At 62.5% G+C, this 25,510-nt stretch carries 22 protein-coding genes and 2 pseudogenes; 11 read left to right on the forward strand and 13 right to left on the reverse strand.

From position 1 onward, the window contains the following. Positions 1 to 170 precede the first annotated feature (170 nt). The 4 genes from ACIBG0_RS22735 to trpS all read left to right on the forward strand — a co-directional run bounded on the left by ACIBG0_RS22735 (position 171) and on the right by trpS (position 4,970). Positions 171 to 599: a hypothetical protein gene (locus ACIBG0_RS22735; protein WP_397034964.1), complete on the forward strand. Its 429-nt coding sequence runs from the start codon at positions 171 to 173 to the stop codon at positions 597 to 599. 3 nt (positions 600 to 602) lie between these two features. Beyond that, a complete protein-coding gene (locus tag ACIBG0_RS22740) occupies positions 603 to 1,622 on the forward strand; it encodes a tyrosine-type recombinase/integrase (RefSeq protein WP_397034965.1) in 1,020 nt (339 codons plus the stop codon). A gap of 491 nt (positions 1,623 to 2,113) precedes the next feature. Further along, complete coding sequence (locus ACIBG0_RS22745; protein WP_397034966.1) at positions 2,114 to 2,539, forward strand: hypothetical protein; 426 nt, start codon at positions 2,114 to 2,116, stop codon at positions 2,537 to 2,539. Positions 2,540 to 3,950: 1,411 nt separating this feature from the next. Next, positions 3,951 to 4,970, forward strand: a complete 1,020-nt coding sequence (gene trpS / locus ACIBG0_RS22750; protein ID WP_397034967.1) for a tryptophan--tRNA ligase — start codon at positions 3,951 to 3,953, stop codon at positions 4,968 to 4,970. Here trpS and ACIBG0_RS22755 read toward each other — a convergent pair. The 9 genes from ACIBG0_RS22755 to ACIBG0_RS22795 form a co-directional block, all read right to left on the reverse strand. After that, positions 4,965 to 6,215, reverse strand: a complete 1,251-nt coding sequence (locus tag ACIBG0_RS22755; RefSeq protein ID WP_397034968.1) for an MFS transporter — start codon at positions 6,213 to 6,215, stop codon at positions 4,965 to 4,967. The two genes, trpS and ACIBG0_RS22755, sit on opposite strands and share 6 nt — an antisense overlap. Next, positions 6,208 to 7,662, reverse strand: a complete 1,455-nt coding sequence (locus ACIBG0_RS22760) for a hypothetical protein (RefSeq protein ID WP_397034969.1) — start codon at positions 7,660 to 7,662, stop codon at positions 6,208 to 6,210. Before ACIBG0_RS22760 ends, ACIBG0_RS22755 begins: the two co-directional genes overlap by 8 nt. Before the next feature lie 118 nt (positions 7,663 to 7,780). Beyond that, the gene (locus ACIBG0_RS22765; RefSeq protein WP_397034970.1) at positions 7,781 to 7,933 is read right to left on the reverse strand and encodes a hypothetical protein; all 153 of its coding nucleotides are present in this window, start codon (positions 7,931 to 7,933) and stop codon (positions 7,781 to 7,783) included. A gap of 222 nt (positions 7,934 to 8,155) precedes the next feature. Next, positions 8,156 to 8,776 (reverse strand): hypothetical protein, encoded by a 621-nt coding sequence (locus tag ACIBG0_RS22770; RefSeq protein WP_397034971.1) that lies wholly within the window; start codon positions 8,774 to 8,776, stop codon positions 8,156 to 8,158. Further along, entirely contained in the window at positions 8,773 to 9,567 is a 795-nt protein-coding gene (locus ACIBG0_RS22775) for a hypothetical protein (protein WP_397034972.1), read from the reverse strand. Before ACIBG0_RS22775 ends, ACIBG0_RS22770 begins: the two co-directional genes overlap by 4 nt. Continuing rightward, the gene (locus ACIBG0_RS22780; protein ID WP_397034973.1) at positions 9,564 to 11,000 is read right to left on the reverse strand and encodes a B12-binding domain-containing radical SAM protein; all 1,437 of its coding nucleotides are present in this window, start codon (positions 10,998 to 11,000) and stop codon (positions 9,564 to 9,566) included. Before ACIBG0_RS22780 ends, ACIBG0_RS22775 begins: the two co-directional genes overlap by 4 nt. Positions 11,001 to 11,111: 111 nt before the next feature. Then, the gene (locus ACIBG0_RS22785) at positions 11,112 to 12,002 is read right to left on the reverse strand and encodes a ParB N-terminal domain-containing protein (RefSeq protein ID WP_397034974.1); all 891 of its coding nucleotides are present in this window, start codon (positions 12,000 to 12,002) and stop codon (positions 11,112 to 11,114) included. 423 nt (positions 12,003 to 12,425) lie between these two features. Next, positions 12,426 to 13,100, reverse strand: coding sequence for an MspA family porin (locus ACIBG0_RS22790; RefSeq protein ID WP_397034975.1), 675 nt, complete (start codon positions 13,098 to 13,100; stop codon positions 12,426 to 12,428). Between the two features lie 16 nt (positions 13,101 to 13,116). After that, a complete protein-coding gene (locus ACIBG0_RS22795; RefSeq protein ID WP_397034976.1) occupies positions 13,117 to 13,761 on the reverse strand; it encodes an MspA family porin in 645 nt (214 codons plus the stop codon). Between the two features lie 376 nt (positions 13,762 to 14,137). Between ACIBG0_RS22795 and ACIBG0_RS22800 the strand changes: the two genes are divergently transcribed. The 3 genes from ACIBG0_RS22800 (at position 14,138) to ACIBG0_RS22810 (ending at position 17,705) form a co-directional block, all read left to right on the forward strand. Continuing rightward, the gene (locus ACIBG0_RS22800) at positions 14,138 to 15,832 is read left to right on the forward strand and encodes a hypothetical protein (RefSeq protein WP_397034977.1); all 1,695 of its coding nucleotides are present in this window, start codon (positions 14,138 to 14,140) and stop codon (positions 15,830 to 15,832) included. A 285-nt stretch (positions 15,833 to 16,117) separates the two neighbouring features. Further along, positions 16,118 to 16,480, forward strand: coding sequence for a hypothetical protein (locus tag ACIBG0_RS22805; RefSeq protein ID WP_397034978.1), 363 nt, complete (start codon positions 16,118 to 16,120; stop codon positions 16,478 to 16,480). Between the two features lie 712 nt (positions 16,481 to 17,192). Further along, positions 17,193 to 17,705 (forward strand): hypothetical protein, encoded by a 513-nt coding sequence (locus ACIBG0_RS22810; protein WP_397034979.1) that lies wholly within the window; start codon positions 17,193 to 17,195, stop codon positions 17,703 to 17,705. Positions 17,706 to 18,026: 321 nt separating this feature from the next. Here the strand turns inward: ACIBG0_RS22810 and ACIBG0_RS22815 are convergent, their stop codons facing one another. Beyond that, positions 18,027 to 18,983, reverse strand: coding sequence for a cyclase family protein (locus tag ACIBG0_RS22815; RefSeq protein ID WP_397034980.1), 957 nt, complete (start codon positions 18,981 to 18,983; stop codon positions 18,027 to 18,029). A 135-nt stretch (positions 18,984 to 19,118) separates the two neighbouring features. Between ACIBG0_RS22815 and ACIBG0_RS22820 the strand changes: the two are divergent. After that, positions 19,119 to 19,271, forward strand: a pseudogene (locus tag ACIBG0_RS22820) (response regulator transcription factor); the annotation flags it as partial. 64 nt (positions 19,272 to 19,335) lie between these two features. Next, a complete protein-coding gene (locus ACIBG0_RS22825; protein ID WP_397034981.1) occupies positions 19,336 to 19,554 on the forward strand; it encodes a hypothetical protein in 219 nt (72 codons plus the stop codon). A gap of 10 nt (positions 19,555 to 19,564) precedes the next feature. Here ACIBG0_RS22825 and ACIBG0_RS22830 read toward each other — a convergent pair whose 3' ends face one another. Next, a complete protein-coding gene (locus tag ACIBG0_RS22830; RefSeq protein WP_397034982.1) occupies positions 19,565 to 20,068 on the reverse strand; it encodes a hypothetical protein in 504 nt (167 codons plus the stop codon). Between ACIBG0_RS22830 and ACIBG0_RS22835 the strand changes: the two are divergent. After that, positions 20,055 to 20,874, forward strand: a pseudogene (locus ACIBG0_RS22835) (fumarylacetoacetate hydrolase family protein). The gene ACIBG0_RS22830 and the pseudogene ACIBG0_RS22835 sit on opposite strands and share 14 nt — an antisense overlap. Positions 20,875 to 20,885: 11 nt before the next feature. After that, on the forward strand, positions 20,886 to 21,605 hold the full coding sequence (locus ACIBG0_RS22840) for a maleylpyruvate isomerase family mycothiol-dependent enzyme (protein WP_397034983.1): 720 nt from the start codon (positions 20,886 to 20,888) through the stop codon (positions 21,603 to 21,605). Between the two features lie 233 nt (positions 21,606 to 21,838). Here the strand turns inward: ACIBG0_RS22840 and ACIBG0_RS22845 are convergent, their stop codons facing one another. Continuing rightward, positions 21,839 to 22,774 carry an alpha/beta hydrolase gene (locus ACIBG0_RS22845; protein WP_397034984.1) on the reverse strand — a complete coding sequence of 312 codons (936 nt, stop codon included), beginning with the start codon at positions 22,772 to 22,774 and terminating at the stop codon, positions 21,839 to 21,841. 751 nt (positions 22,775 to 23,525) lie between these two features. Next, a complete protein-coding gene (locus ACIBG0_RS22850; protein WP_397035209.1) occupies positions 23,526 to 25,361 on the reverse strand; it encodes an acyl-CoA dehydrogenase in 1,836 nt (611 codons plus the stop codon). Between the last annotated feature and the right edge of the window lie 149 nt (positions 25,362 to 25,510).

Consider the following 25,510-nt stretch of genomic DNA (forward strand, 5'->3'; position numbering starts at 1 on the left):
CCCCGCAAGCATTCCGTGAGCAATGGGTACCGACCGAGTTCGAGCAGCAACTACAACTCGCATAGCCGGTGGACCTGCCATCGGGGCCCAGTCATGACTCACCTGACTCACCCAGGAATCCAGCACTCCCCGCTCACACACTCGCCCGCCACCGAAGGGTGGTCGGTGTCGTGCTGATCGCACCGGTCATCCCACCCCAGACATCTCTGCACGAACTCATCCAAGCCATACGCACCGCACCACGACAGGTCCCGACTCCCCACGACCTCCAAATCATCTACAGCATGTGCATCATCGGCGCCGCCGGACGCATCCACGACCGAGCAGTCCTCGCCGCACTCAATTGGCCCACCGACACCCGACTCGCAATCCGGTGCACCTACGACGGCATCCTGCTCGTCCGCCACAGCGATCACGGCACAGCACACGTCACCGGTGGATACTTCCGGGTACCTTTTCGGCAACGACGCCAAGCCAACCTCAACATCGGTGACAAAGTCCTGCTCGTCGCCCAGCCGGAAAACCAGCAACTCGCGATCTACCCACCACCGATGCTGCACGCGCTGTTGGGCAACCACCTGCGTTCACTGGAGTCATAGCCGATGACACCAACCATTCACACCGCTGCGGATCCAGCAGCCATCGACGCCACACGAATCCTGCTGTCGCAGATCGGCATCACCGCCACCGACCTACTCACCGACACCCCCGCGGTACCCACCTTCGGTTACGTGATCCCGAAACTCCGGGCCACCCTCACCCCGGGCACCCTGCGCACCTACAACACCCACCTCAACCACCTCGAAAACACCTGGCACAACCAGCCACTCGACGCGATATCCAAGGCCGACCTCGACGAGAAAGCCCGAGCAGTACAAGCCTGCAGCCGCGGCAGCCGCAACGGTGCCAGTGCACGAGAACACTTCATCAGCACCGCACGCTGCCTCTACCGCTACGCCGAAGACAACAACTGGATCCACCCCACCCGAAACCTAGCCATACCCACCCGACCCCCATCACACCGCCAAGCGATCTCCTCACCCTGTCTCGCTGAGATCTGCCAGGTCGCTGCCCTCACCGGCAACGACCCCGAACTCGACACCCTCCTCCTACGCCTACATACCGAAACCGCCTGCCGCCGTGTTGGTGCCCTACGCCTACGCCCCTGCGACCTCGAGCCACACCACTGCCTGATCCTGCTGCGCGAAAAAGAAGGCATCGACCGGTGGCAACCCGTCTCCCCCACCCTCATGCGGCACCTCCTGCGCCACGCCCAACAACGCCATAGCCCACCCAACGAACAACTCCTGCGCTACCGCAACCGCAAACCCATCACCGCCCGCCGCTACGACCACCTCTGGGCTCGCATCGGCCAACACCTCCCCTGGGTCGCAACCCAACACATCACCACCCACTGGCTCCGCCACACCACCTTCACCTGGGTCGAACGCACCTTCGGCTACGCCACCGCCCGCACCTACGCAGGCCACCACACGCGAAAAACCCACGACACCACCGCCACCTACGTCAAAGCCAACCTCCACGAAATCGCCGCAGCACTATCAGCACTCACCCAAGAACCCCACCCCCTACTCACCAACCAACCCCCGATCACACTCTGATCACCACGGTGCCGGTCCCCACCAACACGCGACCGGCACCACCCAGAGCAGCCCTTGACCAACGACTCCACCCCGACCACAACACGTTTGAAGCAGACAACCACCCGAAACCGAACCACCCGACAGAACCCGACGCCAGCCTCTTCCGCTCAGCTACCTCCATGGAAGTATCGAAAAGTGTTGCAGTTCAAGAGAATACCGGCGTCACCGCCTGATCGCAGATTCTGTGCTTCGCTCCAGCGACGCACAATAGAAGCTACTCGTGCACGCATCTGCACCAATATTGTTGCCTCCGTGTGATCGATTCCCCTCTCGCGCACAGATTCCCGGCAGATCTGCCGGATTTGCGTGCCGTGTGTTCGAGCGCACTCGAACACACGGAGGTGACCAGGGAAAATGCGCACCCACCTGCGACAACTTCTGACAGATCCGCCAGGATCGACCATCGATCCCCCTGCCGGGCCGGACACGGGAAACGATCGGGGCCGCCGATGATTCCCCCGCTCGTTCTCCCGCAGGCACCACTGGAACAGCTGATCCGCGGTCCGCTGCCGGGCCCGCCGGAACCGGCGTCCAGCCCCGACGACGACATCCTGTACGGCATATCAACGCTCGGCGAGGCCGGCGGAGTCCTCGACCGGTATGTCATGGCAGCGCTCGACTGGTCGCCGGGAACGAAGCTGCAGATACAGCCTGTCGAGGACGTTCTACTTGTCGGCCCGTCTCCCGACGGTCGGGTACGCGTCACCGGCGACGGCTATTTCCGCATCCCGTTCCGGCAACGACGCCGAGTCAGCCTCCTCATCGGCCAGCGCGTCCTGCTGACCGGCCGCCGCAGCCGCGAACAGCTCCTGGTCCATCCGCCCTCCGCGCTGGGCAGGCTCCTCGCCGTCCGCCTGACATTGCTGGACCGGTGACCTGTGGTCGTTCCGAATCCGGCAGTGTCATCCTTGGTCACCTTGTTTAGCAGTTCGTGGATAGCCGACTTGTTCAGGATGAGGATCCTCTCGCAGCCCCACCGCGTCGAGACGTAGTCGAAGTCGGGCTGGATCTTGCTGTCGGCGCTGGGAGCGAGCCCTTCAGCTGCTGTAATCACCTCATCGACCTCGGCGAGGAATGTCGGCGGCGGCGCCTGGGGCTCGTCAGTCCGCGTGAGATTCATTGGCTTTTGTGCGCGGTCACGGCACCACTTGAAGAACCAACCCATGCTCCCACCTTCGTCGTCAAGGATCGGGCAGACAGTGCGGAGCGTAGCGGGATCCACCGTTCCGTCGAACAGCAATGGCTGAAGCTGTCGAAGGATACGAGGCGTCTCGTGAGACAGAAGCGCTGCGAAGCCGTTGCGAGACAACGGCATGTCGGAGGTCGCAGCCTTGGCGGACGGGGTCCGCGGCGAGACCCTACACGTCTTGTAGGGTCCCGGGAATTCGTGGCCATCGTCTCAAATCTGTGGCCACATGGTGGCCAGTTGGCCATTGTTCTGAGACTCCGCAGGTCAGCGCATTGCGTCGTGGACCAAACACCATGTGCGACATAATGATTGGCCACGAGACTGAGTCACATAGCGGTGGCCAATCTATGGGAAATCCAGAAAGGTGCAGGTCAGGTGGTCGACGGTGGCCATGACTTTGCAGACCCTATAGATGCGCCCCACCCCGCGAACGGGGATGGGTGTCATCGACAATGGGGCGCCGTACGGAGGACACGACAACCATTCAATGCCACGTCCGCGAACGCGACGCCCATGCGACGGCAAACTGCACTCTGTCCGTTCGCCTTGAGCATCGCGCATCTGCCTAGCTGTACTGACCACGGATGTTGCTGACAACGGCGTGGCGAGTTGGCACGGCGCACGGAACAAGGAAGAGATCCAACGACCGATCGACTCGCCGTTCCGATGACTCTCTACCGAACGGATTCCATCCGAGCCAGTTGGCCGACTACGGTCGAGGTTTGAGTCCGTCAGCCAGCGCAGCCCCAATCACCGGAGGAGTCGAATGCCTCGCAATCACGATGATCTGGCTGTGGGGCAGCAGTGGGTGGCATCGGCAGCGCTGCTTCCCGCCCTTCCAGGCGCCTCCCGGGTCGGACTGCGCTCCCCTCCTACCGGACTGCTGCGACAGCCGGCGGGAAGGTCTAACACCTCCTTTGATGTCCACCGCCTCACGGCGCAAACCGGAAGTGAGCCAGAGCCGCTAATAATCCGAAACTCCCTCGGAGTGCTGACGGTCGGCCAGGACGTTGTATCGAACAGGCGCTACCAGGGGGTGCACCGCTACCGGATAGATTGAGCAGAGTCGAGACGGACCACGGTGGAGGGTGAAAATAGTGGCAGCGCAAGCGAAAAAGCGGGTTCTCAGCGGGATCACCGCTACGGGACGACTTCACATCGGCAACTACATCGGCGCGATCAGCCAGTGGGTCGACAACCAGGCCGTCTATGAGAACTTGCTGTTCGTCGCCGACCTGCATGCGCTCACCATCCCTCAAGCGGTCGCCGGCCAGGACCTGCGCGCGCGGGTCGAGGAAATCTTCGCGCTCTACCTCGCCTGCGGTATCGACCCCGAACAGTCGACGCTGTTCGTCCAGAGCGACATCGTCGAGCACGCCGAACTCGGCTGGATCATGACCTGTACTACGCCGGTGTCGTGGTTGGAGCGGATGACCCAGTTCAAGACAAAGGGCAAAATCGCCGATGTCGATACCGGGGTCGGTGCCGGACTGCTCTGCTATCCGGCACTACAGGCCGCCGACATCCTGCTCTACGACCCGGACCTGGTACCTGTCGGTGAGGACCAGAAGCAGCACGTCGAGATCACGCGTGACATCGCGAAACGGTTCAATACGCTGTTCGGTGACACTTTCAAGATTCCGGACGTGGTCATCCGACAGGCAGGTGGACGAATCATGGGGCTGGATGATCCGACTGCCAAAATGAGCAAGAGCACCGCCGAGCGTGCCCCCGGACACGCGATCGGTTTGCTCGATCCCCCTGACAAGGCACGCAAGTCGATCATGCGCGCCGTGACCGACTCGAACTCCGGCGTGGACTTCGCTACCGAACTCGCGCCCGGCGTCACCAATCTGCTGACAATCTTCGAATGCTTCACCGGCACCTCTCGCGACCAAAGCGCGGCACGATTCGACGGAGCAGGTTATGGGAAACTCAAGTCCGACGTCGCCGACGCCGTGATAGGGCGCCTTACCGAGATCCAGCAGCGTTATCGCGAGATCACCGACGACCGTGACCAATTGAACAAGCTACTCACCCAAGGTGCGGAACGAGCACGGTCGATCGCGGGGCCCAAGCTCGCGCAGGCATACCGCGCAACCGGACTGCGCTCATGACCCGGCGCTGCTGAGCCGCATTTCCGGCGCGACTGGCGTCCGTGTGCCGAACAGCAGGAGTACGAAGCCCGCGAAGATCATCGCACCGCAGCAGATGATCGCACCTTTCGGTTGCACGGCCGCCGCCAAGGCGGATCCCATCAGGATGGAAACCGCCGCCCCGCCTCGCGAGATCAGCGTCGCTACCGCTGTGACGCGGCCGAGCAATTCCTTCGGCGAAAAGGCCTGTAGCGCAGTCCTGGTCTCGACGCCGTAAACGGTCAGTGCAATCCCGAAGGTAAAGATCGTCGCCGTACCCACTACCAGGTGCTGTGGGGTGAGCCAGGCGAATAAGGCGAGGGTGACGCCCAGAGCGAGGCCGCAGTATGCGATCGCTCGGACAGAGGCCTTTTCGCCACGATCGCTCAACGACAGTACGGTCGACGCCACCAGCATCCCGGCACCTTGGGCCGACATATAGATGCCGATCCCGGCAGGTCCGATCGATCTGAGATGCAGCACGAAAAGGGTTGCGTTGGCGCCCGATCCGATAAAAACGATAGCCTGCGAAATCATGACCCGCCGGAGCACACCATCGCGTATGACGAAGCGGAATCCCGCACGCGCGTCGTCCAAGTAGCTCGGTCGCCGACCGGCCGGCGCAGGCGGTTCGGCGGGCAATGTGACAAGGAATGACCCGAGGGCCCCGATCACGAACGACAGCGCGTTGGCAAAGAAGCTGACCTGGTAACCGAATCCGCTGACAGCGAGACCACCCGCTATCGGACCGATGACCAGGGTCGCCGAATAACTGAAGTGCAGCAGCGCATTCGCTCTCCGCAGGCCACCACTTCCCGCGACCGCAGTGATCAGATGGTTCTGCGAGGGCACAAAGAACGCCGTTGCTGCGCCGGTGGCCGCCGCGGCGATGTATGCGATGTATATCGAATCGACCGAGGAGACCAGCAGCATGGGAAGAACAAGGACAGCGCGTATCAAGTCGCTGGCGACCAGGATGCGACGTTTATCGTGCCGATCGACAAAGACGCCCGCATAGATCGAGAACAGGATGAAGACCACCGAACCGACAGTCGCCATCGCGCCGACATGCAGATACGAGCCCGTCGCCCGATATATCCACAGGGGAAGCACGATCATGTAGTAGGACGTCGCGAACAGCGAGACGAACTGAGTCGACCAGAACAGCAAGAAGTTTCGATTGCGAAGCAACGAGGACGCCGGATCATGCCGGACTGAATCAGACAAGACACTCCCCCGAACTGGCTGCTGCTTCGATCAGCGCCACACTATCCAGCCGCCGATAGCCGGATCGGCAAGAAACAAGGCTAGCGGATACCGGCATGGCGCCGTCAAGGCAATCTTTAACCAGCTCACCGGTCTGCGGCTGATCCGGCCAGTTCGGACCGAGTTCCGCCGACAATCGGCTGCGGAGCTGAGCAGCCAGCATCCAGCCGCGCAGGTAGACGGATGCGTACCAATGCAGGTCCAGGTAGTACATCGGGGTGGCACCCGCGAAGTCGAATAAGGTATGCGCCTTCAGCTGGTCGATCAGGTGCGTGGTGCCGATCGATGCGGTGGCGTCGCCGGATGCGTCGGCGAACTCCAACTGCCAAAGCAATTTGGCTATGTGGATCCGGATGAGATAATGCCGCTTGAGGGCGTATAGGCGATGCAGCGCCTTGCACTCCGTACGTGTCTTCGATATGTGCCACAGCGCCATATCCTCGTGCAGTGTCGCAATGGCCTCGCCGACGACGGGGTCCTGCCAGCGAGCCAGGTTGACGTCGCCCGCTGACGGTTGGGCCAACACCGCCACACCGTGACCTATCTCGTGGGCGGATAGGAATATATTCTCGGTGCCTTTTTTGCTGTTGATGAAAACATAGACCTCGTCCGGAACAGCGACCGGCAAGCAGCGTGACCGAAAATCTCCCTCCGCTACACGAATGATCTTCAGCAGACGTTGTTCCCGTGCGAACCCCGACGAGTTCGCCACCGCAGCAAGGATCGCATCGCTGTCGTGGCTCGCTAGTCGGTTCAAGTGACCCCACAACCGCGGTGCGTCCATCTTGTCCAGTCGGCTCACCGGCAGCCCGAGAAACTCTTCGGCGCAAGACGACAGTAGATGCCGGTAGTGACCGGCGGTACGCAGTGCGTAATCGCAACATTCATTGGCCAGCTCGGCAAAATCCACTCCTTGACAAGCGGCGTACATTGCGCTCTGGCCCGCATATCCCAGACCGCTTGCGAATCTGCCGACCATTTCGTGCAACCTGCCGTAGATCGCCTCCAAATTCGAGGCTATCGCCCGATCCACTTCGCCGACTATTGTCCTCGACAGGCTGCGTGAGGCGGTGTCGGCGATCCGAAGCGCGGCGGTCATCGTGACAAACGAATCATCGACCCGGACACGTAGCGACTCGGATTCACGCGCCGCCTCTCCAACAATCGGCTTCACGGCGAGATTAACGAACTCCTGCGTAAAGTTCCGAGTCTGTGCCAGAAACAAGTTGTCGGGATCAATCGCTAGCTGCCGATGGTCGGCGGCCAGCGATTCGAAATCGAACAGGTGACCGTACTCTTGGTAGATCAGATGCTCGCTGGACCCGGAACGGCCCGTCAATTCATCGGCGGTGTTTCGGTACAGCATCCCCTGGAATTCATAGAGCTCAGCCGTCGCGATTTTCGACAATGGTTCTCTCTCGCCGATTCTTATCGATCCGAAACAGATTCTGCACCGACAGCGACGCAGGTCGCCATCCGTGTACTTTTGGTACGGACGGCGACCTGCGCTACCAGCCGTTAAGGCGTCAGAAGGCCGGCTCGACCGATTCCGACCAGGTCAAACCGGTCAGAGCCGTGCGACCCTCGACGGTCGACTCAGCGCTCTTCAGAGCGTCGAGCAATTCATTGAAGTTGGCCACACCCACGGCCGGGTGTTCCGCGCTGACTTTCGGAGACATAATTACCACCTATTTGGTAGACGAACAATTACAGGTATTACGCTAAGCGGCAGTTCGAAGACGGTCAAGCAAGTGATCAATTCACAGTCGCGGCCCGAACAGAGTACACGGAACGCGCTGCGGTGACCGTAGACGGAGCCGGGCACGCCGTGATTTACCATAGGCAGACACGTCGAATACGGGCCGAATGAATCATTCGGTCCGTACTGTGGGCGGGTAAGTCTAGGACCGAGCCGGAAGCATGCTTAGTCCATATGACTGCTTGGAATCTATGCGCCGCAAGTCAGGGCCATAGCTGTCGAGGTAGTTCAGGATGCCGCATTCATCGGAGAATTGATTCGCACCGGATTCGCTGGACCCGGTGACTTCAATCTCTATACAACGGAACACACAGAATGCGTTATCCGAGATCCGGGTGAACGTGACCGTATCGAACGAGCAGTGCCATAGATTTGCATCGGCGGCATACTCGCGGTGCACGCGGCGCTGATCTACCACATATTGTGGAGCGATATCCCGCAGTGGCACCTTGTCGCCCAGTTCGGAGGCCAATTCGGCGACGCCAGCCGCGTTGTACTGACCGAAAATCTCCTGCCGTGTCAGCGCCTTCGTTTCCACGCTGCAACAGAACCCACGTTTTAGCACATACGAGCCGCGCAAAGATCGTGCGGCGAGCGTCAATCCGCCTCTGGCCAGCGCGAAGTCGCCGGTATCCAAGTAGACCCGGCACTGTGCGTATTCGGTTTCCTTCTCGAATCCTGTTCGGCCGAAGCAGTTCGTCGAGAGGAGGGCGGCAAAGGAAGACGTCGAAGCGAGGTATACCACCTCGGTTTCGTACCTCATGAGGTTCGCTCGACCGCGATGGGCACGACCAGGTCTGCGTCGATCTCGAGGCCGTTCGACACAGCATCGGTCACGATCGCGAGACTGTTCGCGCGGGGGCGGAAGTGGCCGGACTTGTTGTTGACTATCGCTCCGGCCAGCGCACCGTCAACGGTCTTGGTGAACATTATTTCGCCGGCGCCGTACACCGAAAGCCCCCGTCGTCGGACCAACACCGGGTGGGCAATCGCCCCGGAGGGGATGGTGAGCCCGTTTTCGGTACCCAGCAGACCGGTCAATCCCATCGATTGTCCGTAAACGACCGGCACCATATCCGCGTCGATCGCGTAGATGTAGAACTGCCGCGGCACGATGGCGTCTATCCACGTGCTGTCGATCTCGCGCACCTGGTCCTGAACGCACGGATCCGACGTGAGATGCCGATCGTAGGCATCGGCGGGATAGAAGATCTGCTCACCTGCCGGCGTCGAAACCCGTTGCACCGGTGCGTAAGACGTCGCACCTTGCGGAGCACGACGAGTACTGTCGTAGTGATCCTGCACCAGTCGACGTGCCCGGTCGATCAACTCAAGGTAGCGGCTGTTTCCGGAATCGAGAAGATAGGTTCCGATTTCGATCACCTGGGAAAGCAGATGATATTTGGCCAGCAAGCAGGCGATTGAGTAGAATCCGTACTTCTGGTCGTAGACATCCAGAATCTGTTGGTACTTGACAAGCGATTGCTTGACAACAGCGTCACCGACCAGATCGACCAACTGCTGAGTCCACAATCCTGGTTCGGTGTCACTCATGGCATTCCGATCCTTGCTACCGCTGCCGGTGACTCGAGCAGCCGGAAGGACTCGTCGACGAAGTTGCTACCCGCCACCAACCCCGGGCTGTCGGCGATCGCCTCCAGAACGGTGCGCAGTACGCCGCTGAGACGTCCTTCGAACCTTTCCTCCATGATCCGCCTGGTCCGCGCCCTCAGCTGCGAGTTCCAGTAGATGTCGATCAACTTGGTGAGGACTACCGCGGTACGGATGTCATCGCCGTTCATCCGGTTCGACTCCGTGACAGCGTTATACAGGTCCAGATCGTAGCTGTAGCCGAACTCCTGCTGTTGCGCGAGCAGCACGGTATTGGGCAAGAGCTTCAATAGATTCGACTGGATTACGACATCGCCGAGCGAGGAACAGAAATCTACCGTCTCCAGCCAATCACTCACAGTCTCATTCGGGAGGGCCACAATGGTGTCCACCACAACCTGTATATTCCGGCGTAGCAGAGATTCGACCACGGACCGAAATTTTTCGAGGTTGTTTCGCCGCTTGATCGCACGCTGAGTGGATTGATGAATGGTTTGCAAGCCAAGCTCCACGGACTCACATCCCGCGATGGTCAGGAGGTCCATCTCGGGATCGGTGAGATGATCCGGTTTGATCTCGGCGTGGAAGGTCCACGGCTGCTCGGCGGAGATCAACTTCTCCAGCACGAACTCGGTCCTACTCGGTTTGAGATTGAACGTGCCGTCCAGAAAGTCGATATGTGAGGTCGCGCGGGATGCGAACAGTTCGATATCTTTTCGAATCCTCTCATCCGAGAGAGTTCGATAGGCCTGATGTCCTTGGTCACAGAAGGTGCAACTGAACGGGCAGCCGCGCGATGTCTGATACTGGACGCTGCCCGCCGCGATCGACTGCTCCAACAATTCCGGGCAGACCAGATAGGGGTTCGGGAGGTAGTCCAGGCTATCCCTCGGCGTGAAGATTTGTCGTTGGAGCTTCACCTGTCCCGCAGCATGCGGCATGCAGTAGACACCTGTGGACGGTTGGATGTCCTGCCCGCGGGAGAGATCCTCAAGTATAGCCAGGAGCGGCCGCTCGCCCTCACCGATGACCAAAGCGTCCACTTTGCCCGCGGAGACCAAGCCAGTGAGGCGCATATCGTTGGAATCGGTATGCGGCCCTCCCATTATCACGGCGACTTCCGGTAATTCGGACTTCAACACCCCGGCGAGCGCAAGCGTCACGCCGTCGTTCCAAATGTAATGAGAGAGCCCGATCAGATTCGGCGACTCCACCCGCAGACATTCGAGTATGTTGTCGACCGAGATTTCTGCCGAGAGGCTGATTACCTTTACCTCGACCTCCAGTCCGTGCTCGTCAGAGTAATGATCAACAAATGCTTTGAGGGCCCAAACACCATATGGCGGTAAATGAAAGTTTCTGGCATTTACCGACACCAAACAAAGCTTGATAGATCGCATGTGAATGCTTCCCGTCTTCATACATCCCAAGAAGAGGACGACGGCCCGCCAAGGGACAATCGGCCCGAATAGCTAATTGCTTCGGTTTCAGATGGAGTGCTGCGGCAACGAGGCAAGTTGCGCGGCGAACTCCTGCCAATTCCTCGCACACATCTGAGCGACCTGGGCAACGGCCGGTATCCGGTGCGCGGGAATGCCCGATATCAGCTGTTCACGGGTTCGCCGGTCGACCCCGGTATCGAGTAACCGCAAGAGTGCCCGGCCCTTCTCACTCGATCGAATCGACGGATCACGTCGCAGACTGTCGAGGATCGCGCCGGCTCCCGACGCGTCCAGAGCCGTTGTGCTGTCAGTACGTTGGAGTTCGCCTCTACCTACGGCGGGTGCCTCCCCCCTCGACAACCGAGCCTTCACATCGCTGACGGTTGCGGGTGATAGTCCTACGGCCCTGGCGATCTCGCGCAACGAAGCATCGGGCCGGGCACCTAGCAAAGCCGCTGCCTGCTCCCTGGCCCTCGAACTGTCGACTGCCCTTGCCTTACCGTCCCGCCCGACTCGCTTGTTCAACCGACTCTCGACCGCAGTTAAACAGTCTCGGGTCGCGGCAACCGTTTTCGTCGACAGTCCGGTGTACTTCGCGATAGCGCGATCGGACCAGTCCGGGTGAGTGCTAGTGATCCGACGCGCGGCAGCCAGCCGTTCCTCTCGCGAAAGCGGCAGGCCATGGGTGGTATTGGCGTGGACTGCCAGCACAAATGCGTCCGCCTCGCTGCCGGTGAAGAACGAAACTTCGATCTCTGATTCACCATGCAGCCGAGCCGCCCGCAACCGGTGCGCGCCATCGATGACTTCCATAGTCGCCTGACTCACGATGATCGCCGGCAACACCCCGTCCACATCGGCCAGCAACCGAGCATGCCGCGAATTCTCCCCCTGCAACCGTGGCGTATTCGCCACCTTCAGCTCACCTATCGGCACCCTGACAGGCTCGGCACAGCACCCCGCCCGAATACCTGACACCTCCTGGCGCCCCCTCGACGATATCCCCACATCTAGCATCCCAACCCCCGATCAAGTCAGTTACGTTAACCTCTAATCAGTTTGGACGCAGCAGATCCAAAATCGGTTCCCCTTCTTTCACCCAGCAGAGATTGACACGGGCACTCGCCGACGTGGTGTCCTCGAACTTGCCTGCTACCCCACGCGACCGGCACATCGCCTCGCATCCACAGCGCGTTTACGCGCTGCAACTCGTCCCGCTTGATTACGAATCACAGAGCGACAGATCCGTGCGAATCCATCCGCCACCTCCACACCAGAACTCCCCTGCCACTTGGCCTGATGCAGCAGGTTCACGATCGGTTCCATCATTTTCAGACTTCTCTCCAGCGAACCGCTGCCCTACACGACGACCGGGTCGCCATACACTACGACCGTTTCGTCATCGATCTTGGATTTTGCCGACACCGTCACGTAGGAACGGAGCGTGAGGCCGGTCAGGCAACCATCGGCTTTGATACTGGTTCGAACAACATCGATGCGCGGCTCGTGATCTTTCAGGGAAGTCTTTTCGATAACTATGTCCGAGATCGTTCCCGCTGCAAGGCGAGCGGTTATTTTAGGTTTCACCTCTACTTTGGGTGACACCTTTGACCGCCGATCGCTCGGCGACTCGAACACCTGCGGAGTTATCACAAGCACACTTGGCGATACGAGTCCGGCATCGACGCCGAGGGACCCAGTGATCGACTGCAAGGATGCTGCGCATCCGACGTGATAGCCGACTATCAGCTCGGCGTCCTTCAGGTTCTTGAATACAGAACCCTTGATCTCGGCGTAGGCCGAATTGCTCACCACCGCTTCCCGAGTCGGGATGAGTCCGGGACCGGTCGCGTTGACAACTTCCTCGTCACGGTGTCCGACGATCAATGTTCGACCGTCCGCGGTCCGGACCGACAGTTCGTGCCGGTCACTCCGCGAAGCGTCGGCTGAGGCGTTCGGTACACCCGTGATCAGGACGACCGCAGTGAGCGATGCGCACCACCAGGCACCACGAATTCTCTGTTCTACCTTCACCGCAGCGCGTCCGGGTTTACAGCGGAATCGGATCACCGTAGACCGCGAGCGAGTCGTCGGCTTGGGTGGATTTCGCGGCGATAATCGTGTAGGAGCGGATACTCGCTGGCCCTACACAGCCGTCGATCTTCACATGGGCATTGCGGGTGGTGATGAATGCCTTGGTGTCCTCTATCGGCTTTTCGCCGGTAGGGAGATCGGCAACCTTGCCTGGTGCCAGCGTGACTTGGAAGCTCGGCGAAATCGAGGCGGTCGGACCGATATTCGCGCCGACGGTGGGTGTCGGGATGCCGGGGTTGATGAGGATGCCCGGGGTGAAGCCGACGTTCACCGTAGCGCCCAGGGTGATGGATGTCAGATCTACCGCGCATCCGACGTGGTAGCCCGTCCGTAGTACCACACCCTGCAGTTTTGAGCCGCGTCCCGCGATCGAGCCGTAGGCCTGGTTGGTTACGAAGACTTCGCGGGTGGTGCCGATGCCGTTGAGCGGGGGGACGCGGTTGGCTTCCTCGTTGTGGTGGCCGACCCCCAGCTGCCAGCCGTCCTCCATGGTGACGGAGCTTTCGTGGGGCACCAGCCCCTCCGCCTGGGCATTGGTGGCATTGGCCAGCAGAGCGGCGCCTATGGCCGCCATAGCCGGGATCAAGGTCTTGGTACGCATCAGCCCCCCTATCGATCGAATGAGCCGAGTCGACCAACTCCCTGGGCCGCTCGGCATTCCGCCCGGAACGCTAGGGCACAGCTGGCGGGCATCGCAATCCCGCACTCGCGCCGTACACAGCGACTGTGCAGGTCACACACAATGCAGATTTAGTCCGGTCCGGACACACAACGGAAGTGGGCACGGACGAACGTGCGTGCCGGACTGGGCCCAGGGCCGATCGCACGCCTTGGGCTCGCTGGCCTAGGACGGGCAGGTGACGAAAAAAATTGGAAATCAATGGAACTGATTCAACCTCGCCGCCGTCTATACCTGTCGTAGAGACAAACACAACCGACCAGTCGTCAACGACGACGCGGTCTGTTCGGGGGAACGCATGACGCTGCCATCAACTGACACAGCCCAGTACACCAACCACGGCAGGCCGGAGCGGGGGGAGTTCGCCAGCCAACTGTCTGCCCTGCATCGGGACGCGGGCGCCCCCTCGTTGCGGCATGTCGCCACGCTGGCTCAGCAGCGGGCACGCAATACCGAGAGCGAGGGTCGTGCGGCACCGGCGACGGCGCAGCGGATCAGCGACTGGATGAACGGACGCAACGTTCCGGCACGGTTCGAATCGCTGGTTCCGGTCCTGCATGTCTTGGACACACGGGCACGACGCCGCGCCGGAACACCCCGCGAGACAGTGAGTCTGCAAGCCTGGAGATCATTGTGGGCGGCGGCGCGGCGCGCCCCGGCGGCCCCATCGGACACCACGACCCAACCGCCGTATCCGAATGCCGACGGGTTCCCAGAAGGGCAGGAACCTCCCTTCTTCGGGCCGCAGCGTGCCATTGGTTCCATCCTCGAAATGGTTCGAGCATCGGCAAGTTCACAGCGCAACGCCGATGCCATAGTGCTCACCGGCGCGTCCGGCATCGGCAAGACCGCGATGCTACGTGCCGGCGTCCTTCCGGCTCTGAGCGCAGAGTCGACGCGGTGGAGGGTCGTTGTCACTACGCCAGATCGAAATCCTCTCTGTTCGCTGGCGCGAATATTCTGTGCCGCAGATGGTTTCAGCACACGGCAGCCGGATCTCGACGCCATCCGGCGATGGGCCGGTGACCGTCGGCTGCTACTGATCATCGACCAATTCGAACAGTTGTACCGGTCCGATGTTGATGCGACAGTCCGCGAGAGGTTCCTGATCTGGCTGAATCAGGTGTCGACGATCGGGTCGGTCCTCGTTGCAGTGCGATCCGACCAGCTCACCAGTTGCTCCCAGCATCCGTGGCTGGCACATGCCGTTCAGCACAACAGCCTCACACTGAACCACCCAGATCGTCAGGAGTTGATGTCGGCCATCGTCGGCCCACCACACACACGCGGAGGCGCTGTCGACCCTGCCGCAGCAGAATTGCTGATCACCGAGTTAGAAGGAAACCGACCAGGCAGCAACGACCCAACCGCCGGCGCCGGCGTGCTCCCCCTGCTCTCAGCGACCATGCGATCGATGCGGGCAGGGCACAGCGGACGTCGACTGGACCTTGCCGCCTATCACCGGGTCGGAGGCGTGGCCGGAGTGGTCGGTCAAATCGCCGAACAGACCTGGGAGACGTTGACATCGGCACAACAACTCGACGCGCGTCCCATCCTGCTGGCACTCGTGGCAGTCCATCGCGACGGCACTATCACCCGCTGCCGGACATCGACCGCCGAACTCGCACGAGTCGCCGCACGGACCAGCACCGGGCCCGACCTCGTCCACCGGTTGGTGGATGCACGGCTAATCACCCTGGAATCCCGGTACGCCTGCCTCGTGCACGATGCCCTACTGAAGTGGGATCGACTATGTAACTGGGTAACCGAGCAGCGATCGCAACTGATCTGGCGGCAGCGCATCGAAGACGACGCCGCCGAGTGGGAGGCCGCCCACCGCGACCCCGGCCTGCTCTACAGGAGTATCCGACTGACAACGGCAATCCAAAATACCGACCCCACCACAAGCACCCTGGCCACCGCATTCCTCCGCGCTTCCGCCACAGCCGAACTCGCTGCACCGCCAGCTCAACTCCAACCCGAATTCGAGTAGCCGACAACCGCCCGACAGTGAGGACAGTCCTCAAGGCCACGCATAAGTACCGCTGCCGCATACAGATTGAGCCACACTTTTGCGGTGACGTAGTCGGTTCGGTGGACGATCAGGATTCCGTCGTAGGCGCAGCGGATTCCGAGGTTGGTACCGGTTGGCCAGTGGAGTGCGTCGAGGACTGCTCGGTCGTGGATGCGTCCGGCGACGCCGACAGTACACATGCTGTAGACGATGTCGGGATCTACGGGTGCAGCGACTGGTCGTGGCGTGGTGCGGATGGCTTGGATGAGTTCGCCCACACAGAAGTCGAGTACTCCCAGCCCGAACATTCGGTACTGCCGGAGGGTGGTGGCCCTCGTGCTGATCGCACTAGCGCAGCAACTGTCCGTCGGGCGGGCTGTGGCGTTGTTCGGCGTAGTGTGCCACCGCACCCACGCCAGCGGCACCACCGCCACCTACGTCAAAGCCAACCTCCACGAAATCACCGCCGCACTCACAGCACTCACCCAAGAACCCACCCACTACTCACCGCCGAACCCCAACCCCACAACCCTGACAACCACGGTGCCGGTCGCCCACAACACGCGACCGGCACCACAATGGACAACATTCCGATCAATGATTCCGCCCATGCCACAACCCATTTGAAGCAGACAACACACCGAAACCGAACCAATCGACACAACGCGACAACGGTCCCCCACTCAGCTACTTCTGCTGTGGCACCGAAAACCATTACAGCTCAATAACATACAGATATTGCACCACAATCGGTGACCCTATGCTATGATCCAGCGAATCGAAATAGCCTCCACTTGAACACCAATCAGCGTCATCGATGACAGAGATTCGTGATCAAGTCCCCTCTCGCGCACAGACCCACGTCAAGTCGTATCGGCGTGAGGTGATGGGTTTTCCGTTGCGATAACGCAGCAGTTGTCCCGACTGTGGGCTGTTGCGTTTGGTGGCGTGGTCGAGCAGGTCCCCGCATCAACGTCGGCGATATGGGCTGCCAGCGGTCAGCGCCGTCCTTCCCGCGCAAGTACACCAGGCATTGGGTCCGCAGTGGTTTGCATCGCTGGGCAAGCAGTGATTTCGGTGGTCCGCCGTGTCGATGGAGCGCTATGCCTGTTGTCGCAGTGGGTCATTCGCTAAGTCCGGGTTGCTGTAGTTTTGCCTCGGTGCCCATGAGTGCGTGGTCGGTGCATTATGTGCTGGCTCGTCCAGCAGGTACGCGCGTTGCCGTTGCGGGAAGGCTGGGCGTCACCTGATCAAGCTGTCCACGAACGCTGGCCGTAGCGTCGCATCGGTGAGTGGTGAGAGCCGTTACCAGGCATACGAAGCAGATCTATGGGAACGATTGGCCGCGCTGCTGCCCTCGGTCGACGACACCGAGAACTTTCGCGTCTGCAGAAAGACCGGCCGACAGGAAGCCGGACTGTGGATCTTGACGCAAAAATTACTCGAGCACGAAGTGCCCATCAACGATCGAACGCGCGCCGAGATCGAAGTGCTGGCCGAGCAATGGGGCGAACGACTGGTGCGTCACGACGAAATCATTGCTTGTGCACGGGATTCCGATGACGAGGCTTCTATTCGACTGCTGCCTGACGATTCTTCGACGCCGATCGATCCAGCACAACTCGGCATCACAGACTCCAGCCTGACAGGTTTGCTCGTCGTTCCGTGGCTCGAATGCCTACGATGCGGGCAGGTGCTGGATCGCGTCCATGCATGGGAGCCGTGGGGCGATCTGCGGTATCTGGCTGCCTACTACGCCGTCCGGCATCGTGCCGCGTCGGACGCTGCTCCCGAGATCTTCGACGGGGCGGACCTACACAGCGCGTTCGAGTTGCTACTGACCTGTAGCTGACCGCGCCAATGACCTCGATTCGGCTACCGCGTGCTCGACAAACCCACGCCGATCGCAGATGCCGGAGTTCACCAGCGCAGCCACGGGAATAGCGCACGGTCCAGAGGTGCGCGGCGATCCTCCGACAAGACAGCCCACGTTCGCGCAGCACCAGCAAAAGCTCCAGCAGGCAGTCACCGACAGTGATCATCGAATCGGCCGATAGCGCACCACCGCTGATCGCGCCTGTTGGCTCCGCGAGTCCACAGGCCGATCGCTGCGTGGCGCGGGGTACCGAGTCCAGAAGAGTCGCCGATCACGTCGGCCGCATCGACGCCGCGGTCAGAATGTGGCGATCGGGTTGACCGGGCTGCCGGACGTACCGGCGAAGCGGATCGGCGCGACTGCGAGGTGGAAGTCCCACTGGCCGAGCTCGGCGGCCGTCGTCGCACACGCCTCAAGGTCGCAGTTGTCGAGCAGCCACAGACCCATCGCCACGAGGCCCACGGTGTGAACCGGCATCGCCATGTCGTCATACCCTGACGGCTGGACGTCCTGGGGGGTGTCAGCGCCGATCAGCGCGACCTCCCGTTCATACAGCCACGGCAGGCAGGACGCGTGCCACCCGGCCTGCGTGAAACCGCTGGTCGCCCCGGCCTCGTGCCGGACGCGGCCATAGCCGGTCCGCAGGAGCACCGCATCGCCGGCTCGTACCCGCACCCCCTGGCGATGCTCGGCCTCCTCGAGATCTTCGGGAAACACTCCCTGCCCCGGTTCCAACCACGGCACATCGCGGACCTTCGCAATGTCCAGCAGGACACCACGCGTGACGATCCCGTTCGCCGCCGCCGTGACGGCCGCCCACGCCGATCCCGTTGCGGCGTCGACCAACGAGTGCGACCGCCCGTTGTACATCGTGCCGTCCCAGAAGATGTGGCACGGCGAGTCGACGTGGGTGATGGTGTTGCCGTGGAACAGGATCCCGAGCCGTTCGTTCGAATAGCCCCAGTGCCGGTCGTTGCGGAATCCGGGCAGCGGCATGTTCTCGGCACCTGGCACGTCGGCGGCGCACGGGCACGTCGTGGTAGACCGCTCCATCTCCTCCGGCACGGCAACCTCCCATGCGCACGACACGCTCCTGCCGTGGCGCACAGCCCGAACCGCCGCCAGCCGGACGTCGTCGGTGATGTGGTTGAGCGTGCCGAGCTCGTCGTCGTTACCCCACCGTCCCCAGTTCGACAGCGTGTCGAAGTACCCGAGCACGTCGTCCTGTGTGGGCATCGGCCGCCCTGCCGTCATCCACCATCAACTCCTCCAGTCACGCGGTTCGCGGCGCTGCGGGCGGGTTATCCCGCCCTCCCTTCGACATATCAAGCGAACTGACATGACACTAGATCAGCGGGCTGGGACTGCAAATGAACCACGATTTGACTGGACCTAGTAGCCGACGGCCTGACCAACAGGGCCATCGCCGCCCGCCTGAGCATCTCCCAGCGCACCGTTCAGGGACACATCGAACACATCCTCACCGAACTCGGATTCACCTGGCGCGCCCAGATCGCCGCCTGGGTCGCCGAGCGGAGCCGACCCCGCACACAGTTGAAGGCGCAGTGTTCCATTGCGATGGAACCGAATCGATGGCCGTGTGCATGTGGGGCAGCAGCGCCCGCAACGCTGCCCCGAACACCCGTGGTCGCGGTACGAATTCCAGGTGTATCCCCCGGAATTCGACCCAGCTATTGCCGAAGACGAGCGCCTTGCCACCAGCGAGTCCTTCGATCAACGCGCGGGCGTCGTCTGCCTGCTGCGCCACCGACATCGGCGCTTCGACCCCTTGGCGGACTCCATGGGTGCGAACGTGGGGTTGTGACACGCGCGGGTCAAGCCGCCGCGGCTTGAATGAGCGCCTCCGCCAGGGGTTCGGGCTGAATCAGCAGTGATTCGTGGCTGCCAGGGGTGTAGATGAGGGGCGCGCCGGGCAGGCGCGCCGGGAACCTTGGCGCCCAGGCGAATTCGCCCGGTGGCAGGGCGAGGTCGTCCTTGGAGAGGACGTAGGACGACGGCAGTTGCAGGCGCTCCCACTCGTCGAGGTCGAGCGACTCGTTCATGGTGTGGAAGGGCTGGCGCTCGAGCAGCGGGTAGACCAGCTTCTGCGTTTCGGGGGATACGTCCTGCATGAACGCCGCGCAGAAGACCTCGAACGGAAACATCACCGAGTTGTCCGGCGATGCCGCCGCCGAGGCGCGGAACATCTCCCCGTAGGCCGGCGAGGCCGGCACCGAGTTCGATTTGTTCGCATTCTCCGACGCCCCGATCGTCGAACGCCTGCACTTGCACCGCACACACATCACCGAAGGAGCCTGAGCATCGATGAAACTCGCCACCCTGCGCCTGGATGGCGCCACCGCGGCCGTCCGTGTAGAGGACACCACCGCCACCATCATCGACGGATTCGCTGATCTGACCGAGCTACTCGCCGAGCCCGATTGGAAAGCATTGGCGGAGACGGCCTCCGGGGGAGCCATCGACCTCACCGGCGCGGATTACGCACCCGTCGTCCCCAGCCCGGGCAAGATCATCGGTGTCGGTCTCAATTACGCCACCCATATCCGGGAAATGGGTCGCGAACTGCCCGAGTACCCGACCCTGTTCGCCAAGTTCAAAGAAGCACTCGCCGGCCCGTACGACGACGTCATCGTGCCGGAATACGCTGCCGCGGAGCTGGACTGGGAGGCCGAGCTGGCAGTGGTGATCGGCAAACGCGCCTACCAGGTCCCCGAGGCCACCGCCGCGGATTACATCCGCCGGCTACTCGGTGATCAACGACTACACCATGCGCGACTACCAGTACCGCACCCTGCAATGGGACCAGGGCAAGACCTTCGAAAAAACCAGCGGCTTCGGACCCTACCTTGTCACCGACTACGCTCTCGGCACCCGGATCCAGACCCGTCTCGAAGGTGAAGTCATGCAGTCCGCCACCACCGACGACCTGGTCTTCACCCCCGCCCAGCTGGTCGACTACATTTCCCACATCGTCACTCTGCAACCCGGCGACGTGATCATCACGGGCACCACGGGCGGCGTCGGCCACGCCCGCACACCCGCGCGCTACATCCAGAACGGCGAAACGGTCGAGGTCAGCGTCGAGGGAATCGGCAGCGTCCGCAACAAGACCATCGTCAAATAGGGTGCGCGACAGTGGAATTCCACGACCTGCCCCTCGATGAGCGACTGCTCCTCGCCCGCCGCGGCACCGCGTACTTCGCCCAGCGCCTGGTCGAACTCACCGACACCGGACTCGACGGCGACACCCTACTGCCGGGATGGACGCGGCGGCACCTGCTCGCCCATGTCGGCTACAACGCCGCGGCCCTGTGCCGCCTGCTCGACTGGGCCGCCACCGGCGTCGAAACGCCCATGTACGCCTCCGCGGAACAGCGCAGTCGCGAAATCGACGAAGGCGCCACCCTCAACCCCGCGGCCCTGCGAAACCTGTTCACCCACACCGCGGCCCGCCTCGACGAGAAGTGGCGCAACCTCCCGCCATCAGCTTGGGCAGCAGAAGTCCGCACTGCCCAAGGTCGGCTGGTACCGGCCGCCGAAACCGCCTGGATGCGCACCCGCGAGGTATGGATACACGCCGTCGACCTCGCGAACGGCGGCCGCTTCGGCGACTTTCCTGCCATCGTCCTCGACTCCCTGCTCACCGACATCGTCGGCATGTGGCGCAAGAACAAGCTGGGCGCCGGACTCGTCCTCGCCGTCGAGGACCGCTCCCCGATCGCGGTCCATCGGGATTCAGCACCGACGGCAACCGTCGCCGGACCACTCGCCGCCGTCGTGCGCTGGGCGGCCGGCCGCGGCTCGACCGGAGTGACCATCGACACCGACCTGGACGGCCCGCCGCGCTGGCTGTGAACCTGAGCGATGCGCATTCGGCTGAAACACCTCACTGCACCATAAGGTTCCGACGTGAGCACCGACAGTTCGGCTGGACATCGTCGGGCAACAGGCCGGAACGCGGCATGACCAGTGAGCGGGTGACTGCCCGGAAATCGCGTCGGTGGAGCGTCAACGCCTGCACCGTTTCGTATCGTTCGGATCGAAAGCCGCTCCCGCCGCTCACATTCGATGACCTTCCGCCGTTTCGCTCATGGCCGCACCGGCGTCAGACCGAGTATGCGTCCGAGCCACTCGTCCGCGCGGGCGTTGTACTGCCGGGCGATATCGGTGCCCGCGGCCCAGTGGTCGAATCCGTGCGGCGCGCCGGGCACCACATCCACGGTGACGTCGACGCCGACGGCCTGCAGCCGTTGCGCGTACGCCAGGTTCTCGTCGTGGAACAGGTCGAGGTCCCCGACACCGATCCAGGTGGGCGGCAAGCCGGTCAGGTCGTCGTGGCGCGCGGCCACGGAGTAGGCCGGGGCAGTGGCCGCACCCGGCTCGGCGCCGAGGTAACCGCGCCAGCCGATGCGGTTGCGGTGGTTGTTCCACACCAGATGATCGGTGACATCCGCCTCGCCCCGGGCCGCGGTGCGATCGTCGAGCATCGGCGCGCTGAGCATCTGGGCGGCCGGAGCGCGATGGCCCTCGCCGTGCAGACGCTGGACGAGGCAGGCCGCGAGCCCGGCGCCCGCGCTCTCGCCGGCGACGGCGATGCGCTCGAGGTCGACACCGAGCCGTTCGGCATTGCGCTGTAACCACATCCAGCCGGTGTAGCAGTCCTCCAGCGGGACCGGGAAGCGATGCCTGGGCGCGAGGCGATAATCGACCGACACCACGGTAATGCCCAGCGTGCGCGCGAGTCCGGCGCACCGGGCGTCGTCCTGGCGCGGATGACCGAGCACGTACCCCCCGCCGTGGATCCACAGCAGTGCGGCTGGTGTGCCCGCGTGCAATGGCTGGTACATCCGCAGTTTCGGGCGCACATCGGTAACGTCTTCGATCCGCACACCTTCGACCGGTGCCGTGCGCATGTGTTTGCCTGCCGCCTGTACGAAGCGCAGGAACAAGCGGCTGCCGATCGGTAGTGCCGGAACGCGGCGAACCGGGCCGCGTAACTCAGCGGCGACCAGGGAGATGTCCATCGGAATGCATTCTTTTCTTAGATGTTCGGGCCGCCGCCGAATTCAGCGGGGGCCTGCCACGGGCGGCGGGTCCTCGAAGCGCTGCAGGTAGGACGCGAAGGTCCCGGTCAAACAGTCCGCGTCAACCGTGCCCCATGCTAATTTGCTTTGTACCGATCGGTCAACAAAATGTTCAGGTCGCGAGAAATGTTTGTCGAGCCGACAGTGGATCCCTCGAACGATGCGGATGACGCGCTTATCGCCGGCGAGGGGGTCAGCAGCCGTAGGGCCCGAGGCGGCCCCAGCTCACCAGGCCTGCCAGACTCGGTGTCTGGCTGCTCGGCCGATAGCCGTGAAGCCCGGCCGGTTGGGACCATAGCTACTCAGGACGCTGCTTGCGTCAGAAGGCGTAGGGGCCGGACCGCCCACCGATGCCCGAAGCACCCACCTCTGCCGCGCCATGACCCGCCTCGGGCAGCCCTGCGCGAACGATCTCTGACCGGATCGTCCGAGCAGGACTGGTTCACCGGGATCGTCCTGGTGCCGCTACGGCCTGCCGCGGCGATGGCAAATATGCACATGCGAGCAGGGCGCTCACCGCAGGGGCGCGCTCCCTCCCGGAACCGCGAGGACGCCGCCCTCGACGTACAGCGCCGCCACGTCTTCGGGCCTGCCTGCCGTCCCTGGGCGTGCGCTCCGAGGCTTGTTCGCACACCTTCTGCACGCTAGAAACGCGCAAGTCCGGTGGCGGTGCTCACCGAGTTCCCTCGTATCAGAACGCTGCTTCGTCGAGTTCCATGATGCTGTCATCGATGTCGGAGATCATCGACCATTCGGCGCTCAGGTGCGGCAGAACCGTCTTGGCGAAGAACGAGGCCACGGCGATCTTGCCGTCGTAGAAGGCACGGTCGCGCTCATCGCGATCGGAATCCAAAGCGGTGATAGCGATTTCGGCCGCCGCGATGAGACGCCAACCGATGAGGAGATCGCCGACGGCGAGCAGCAGCGGTACCGCGACCAAGCCGATCTTGTACAGCTGCGTGGGCTGCTCGCGGGCGGCGAGCAGGTGCTGGGTCAGTTTGCCCACCATGTCCTGCACGTCTTCGAGGGCGGTGGCGAGCAGGATCTTCTCGGCTTTGAGCCGGCCGCCGTCGCTGGTGGATTGGGTGGTCTCGAGCACCTTGCCAGCCAGGTGCGCGAGTGCGACGCCGTGGTCGCGGGCGATCTTACGGAAGAACAAGTCCTGCGCCTGGATGGCGGTGGTGCCCTCGTAGAGCGAGTCGATCTTCGAGTCGCGGATGTACTGCTCGATCGGATAGTCCTGCAGGAAACCCGAGCCTCCGAAGCACTGCAGGGATTCGGTGAGGTACTGGTAGGCCCGTTCGGATCCAACGCCCTTGACGATCGGCAGCAGCAGATCATTGACACGCGCGGCCAACTCGGCGTCGGCGCCGGAAACATGCTGGGCGGCAACGGTGTCCTGGTGGGCGGCGGTGTAGAGGTAGACCGCACGCAGGCCCTCGGCGTAGGCCTTCTGCAGCATCAGTGAGCGCCGCACGTCGGGGTGGTGGGTGATGGTCACCTTCGGCGCGTTCTTGTCGGCGGTCTGGATGAGATCGCTGCCCTGCACACGGGTCCTGGCGTAGTCGAGGGCGTTGAGGTAGCCACTGGAAAGGGTGGCGATCGCCTTGGTGCCCACCATCATCCGAGCCTCTTCGATGACCTTGAACATCTGCGCGATCCCGTCGTGCACCTCGCCGACGAGGTAGCCGACGGCGGGTATTCCATGCCCGCCGAAGGTCAACTCGCAGGTGGCCGACGCCTTCAACCCCATCTTGTGCTCGAGGTTGGTCACGAAAACTCCGTTGCGGTCACCGATCTCGCCGGTGTGCGGATCGAACCGATACTTCGGTACCAGGAACAGGCTCAGCCCCTTGGTGCCGGGACCGGCGCCCTCGGGACGAGCGAGGACCTGGTGGATGATGTTCTCGAACAGGTCGCCGGAGTCGGCGGAGGTGATGAACCGCTTGACGCCCTCGATCTGCCAGGTGCCGTCGGGCTGCTGGATCGCCTTCGTGCGCCCGGCGCCGACATCGGAGCCGGCGTCGGGTTCGGTGAGGACCATGGTGGCTCCCCAATTACGTTGCACCGCAAGCTTTGCCCAGTGGCGCTGTGCCTCGGTGCCAATGCTGTGCACGATATCGGCCATGACGGGGCCGCTGAGATACATGTACGCCGCGGGCTGAGCGCCGAGCAGGAACTCATTGATCGCCCACACCAGCATTCGCGGGGCGGGTACCCCACCGATCGCCTCGGTCTTGCCGACCCGCCACCATTCACCGTCGTGCCAGGCGTGCACGGATCGCCGCAGTGGTTCGGGCAGTTGCACCGAATGGGTGGCGGGGTCGAACACCGGCGGGTTGCGATCGGCGTCGGCATAGGACTCCGCCACCGGCCCCTCGGCCAGGCGCGCAGCCTCGACCAGCATCGACCGCGCGGTCTCGCCATCGAGGTCACCGAACTGTCCGGACTGCAGGACCGTCTCGAGGCCGAGCACCTCGAACAGGTTGAACTCGAGATCACGCACGTTGCTCTTGTAATGCCCCACCGGCACTTGCCTTCCCACGGGCCCGACCGCAGCCGGGCGAGATGATGTCGCGCGCCCACCGACCCGCTCGCACAACTCGAGCAGCTCGGGGACAGCGGCATAAGTTACTCGGCGCTAAGCTACAGTCTGTGCACCTAACCGAGCAACAC

Origin of the sequence: Nocardia sp. NPDC050630 (genome assembly GCF_044457245.1) — a bacterium.
In the GTDB taxonomy this organism is placed as follows: domain Bacteria; phylum Actinomycetota; class Actinomycetes; order Mycobacteriales; family Mycobacteriaceae; genus Nocardia.

What these genes read in the sequence shown, in the direction of transcription:
- ACIBG0_RS22740 (WP_397034965.1), top strand. Translation starts at nt 603, where the DNA reads ATGACACCAACCATTCACACCGCTGCGGATCCAGCAGCCATCGACGCC.
- ACIBG0_RS22745 (WP_397034966.1), top strand. Translation starts at nt 2,114, where the DNA reads ATGATTCCCCCGCTCGTTCTCCCGCAGGCACCACTGGAACAGCTGATC.
- ACIBG0_RS22765 (WP_397034970.1), bottom strand. Translation starts at nt 7,933, where the DNA reads ATGTCTCCGAAAGTCAGCGCGGAACACCCGGCCGTGGGTGTGGCCAAC.
- ACIBG0_RS22770 (WP_397034971.1), bottom strand. Translation starts at nt 8,776, where the DNA reads ATGAGGTACGAAACCGAGGTGGTATACCTCGCTTCGACGTCTTCCTTT.
- ACIBG0_RS22775 (WP_397034972.1), bottom strand. Translation starts at nt 9,567, where the DNA reads ATGAGTGACACCGAACCAGGATTGTGGACTCAGCAGTTGGTCGATCTG.
- ACIBG0_RS22795 (WP_397034976.1), bottom strand. Translation starts at nt 13,761, where the DNA reads ATGCGTACCAAGACCTTGATCCCGGCTATGGCGGCCATAGGCGCCGCT.
- ACIBG0_RS22800 (WP_397034977.1), top strand. Translation starts at nt 14,138, where the DNA reads ATGACGCTGCCATCAACTGACACAGCCCAGTACACCAACCACGGCAGG.
- ACIBG0_RS22805 (WP_397034978.1), top strand. Translation starts at nt 16,118, where the DNA reads ATGAGTTCGCCCACACAGAAGTCGAGTACTCCCAGCCCGAACATTCGG.
- ACIBG0_RS22815 (WP_397034980.1), bottom strand. Translation starts at nt 18,983, where the DNA reads ATGACGGCAGGGCGGCCGATGCCCACACAGGACGACGTGCTCGGGTAC.
- ACIBG0_RS22845 (WP_397034984.1), bottom strand. Translation starts at nt 22,774, where the DNA reads ATGGACATCTCCCTGGTCGCCGCTGAGTTACGCGGCCCGGTTCGCCGC.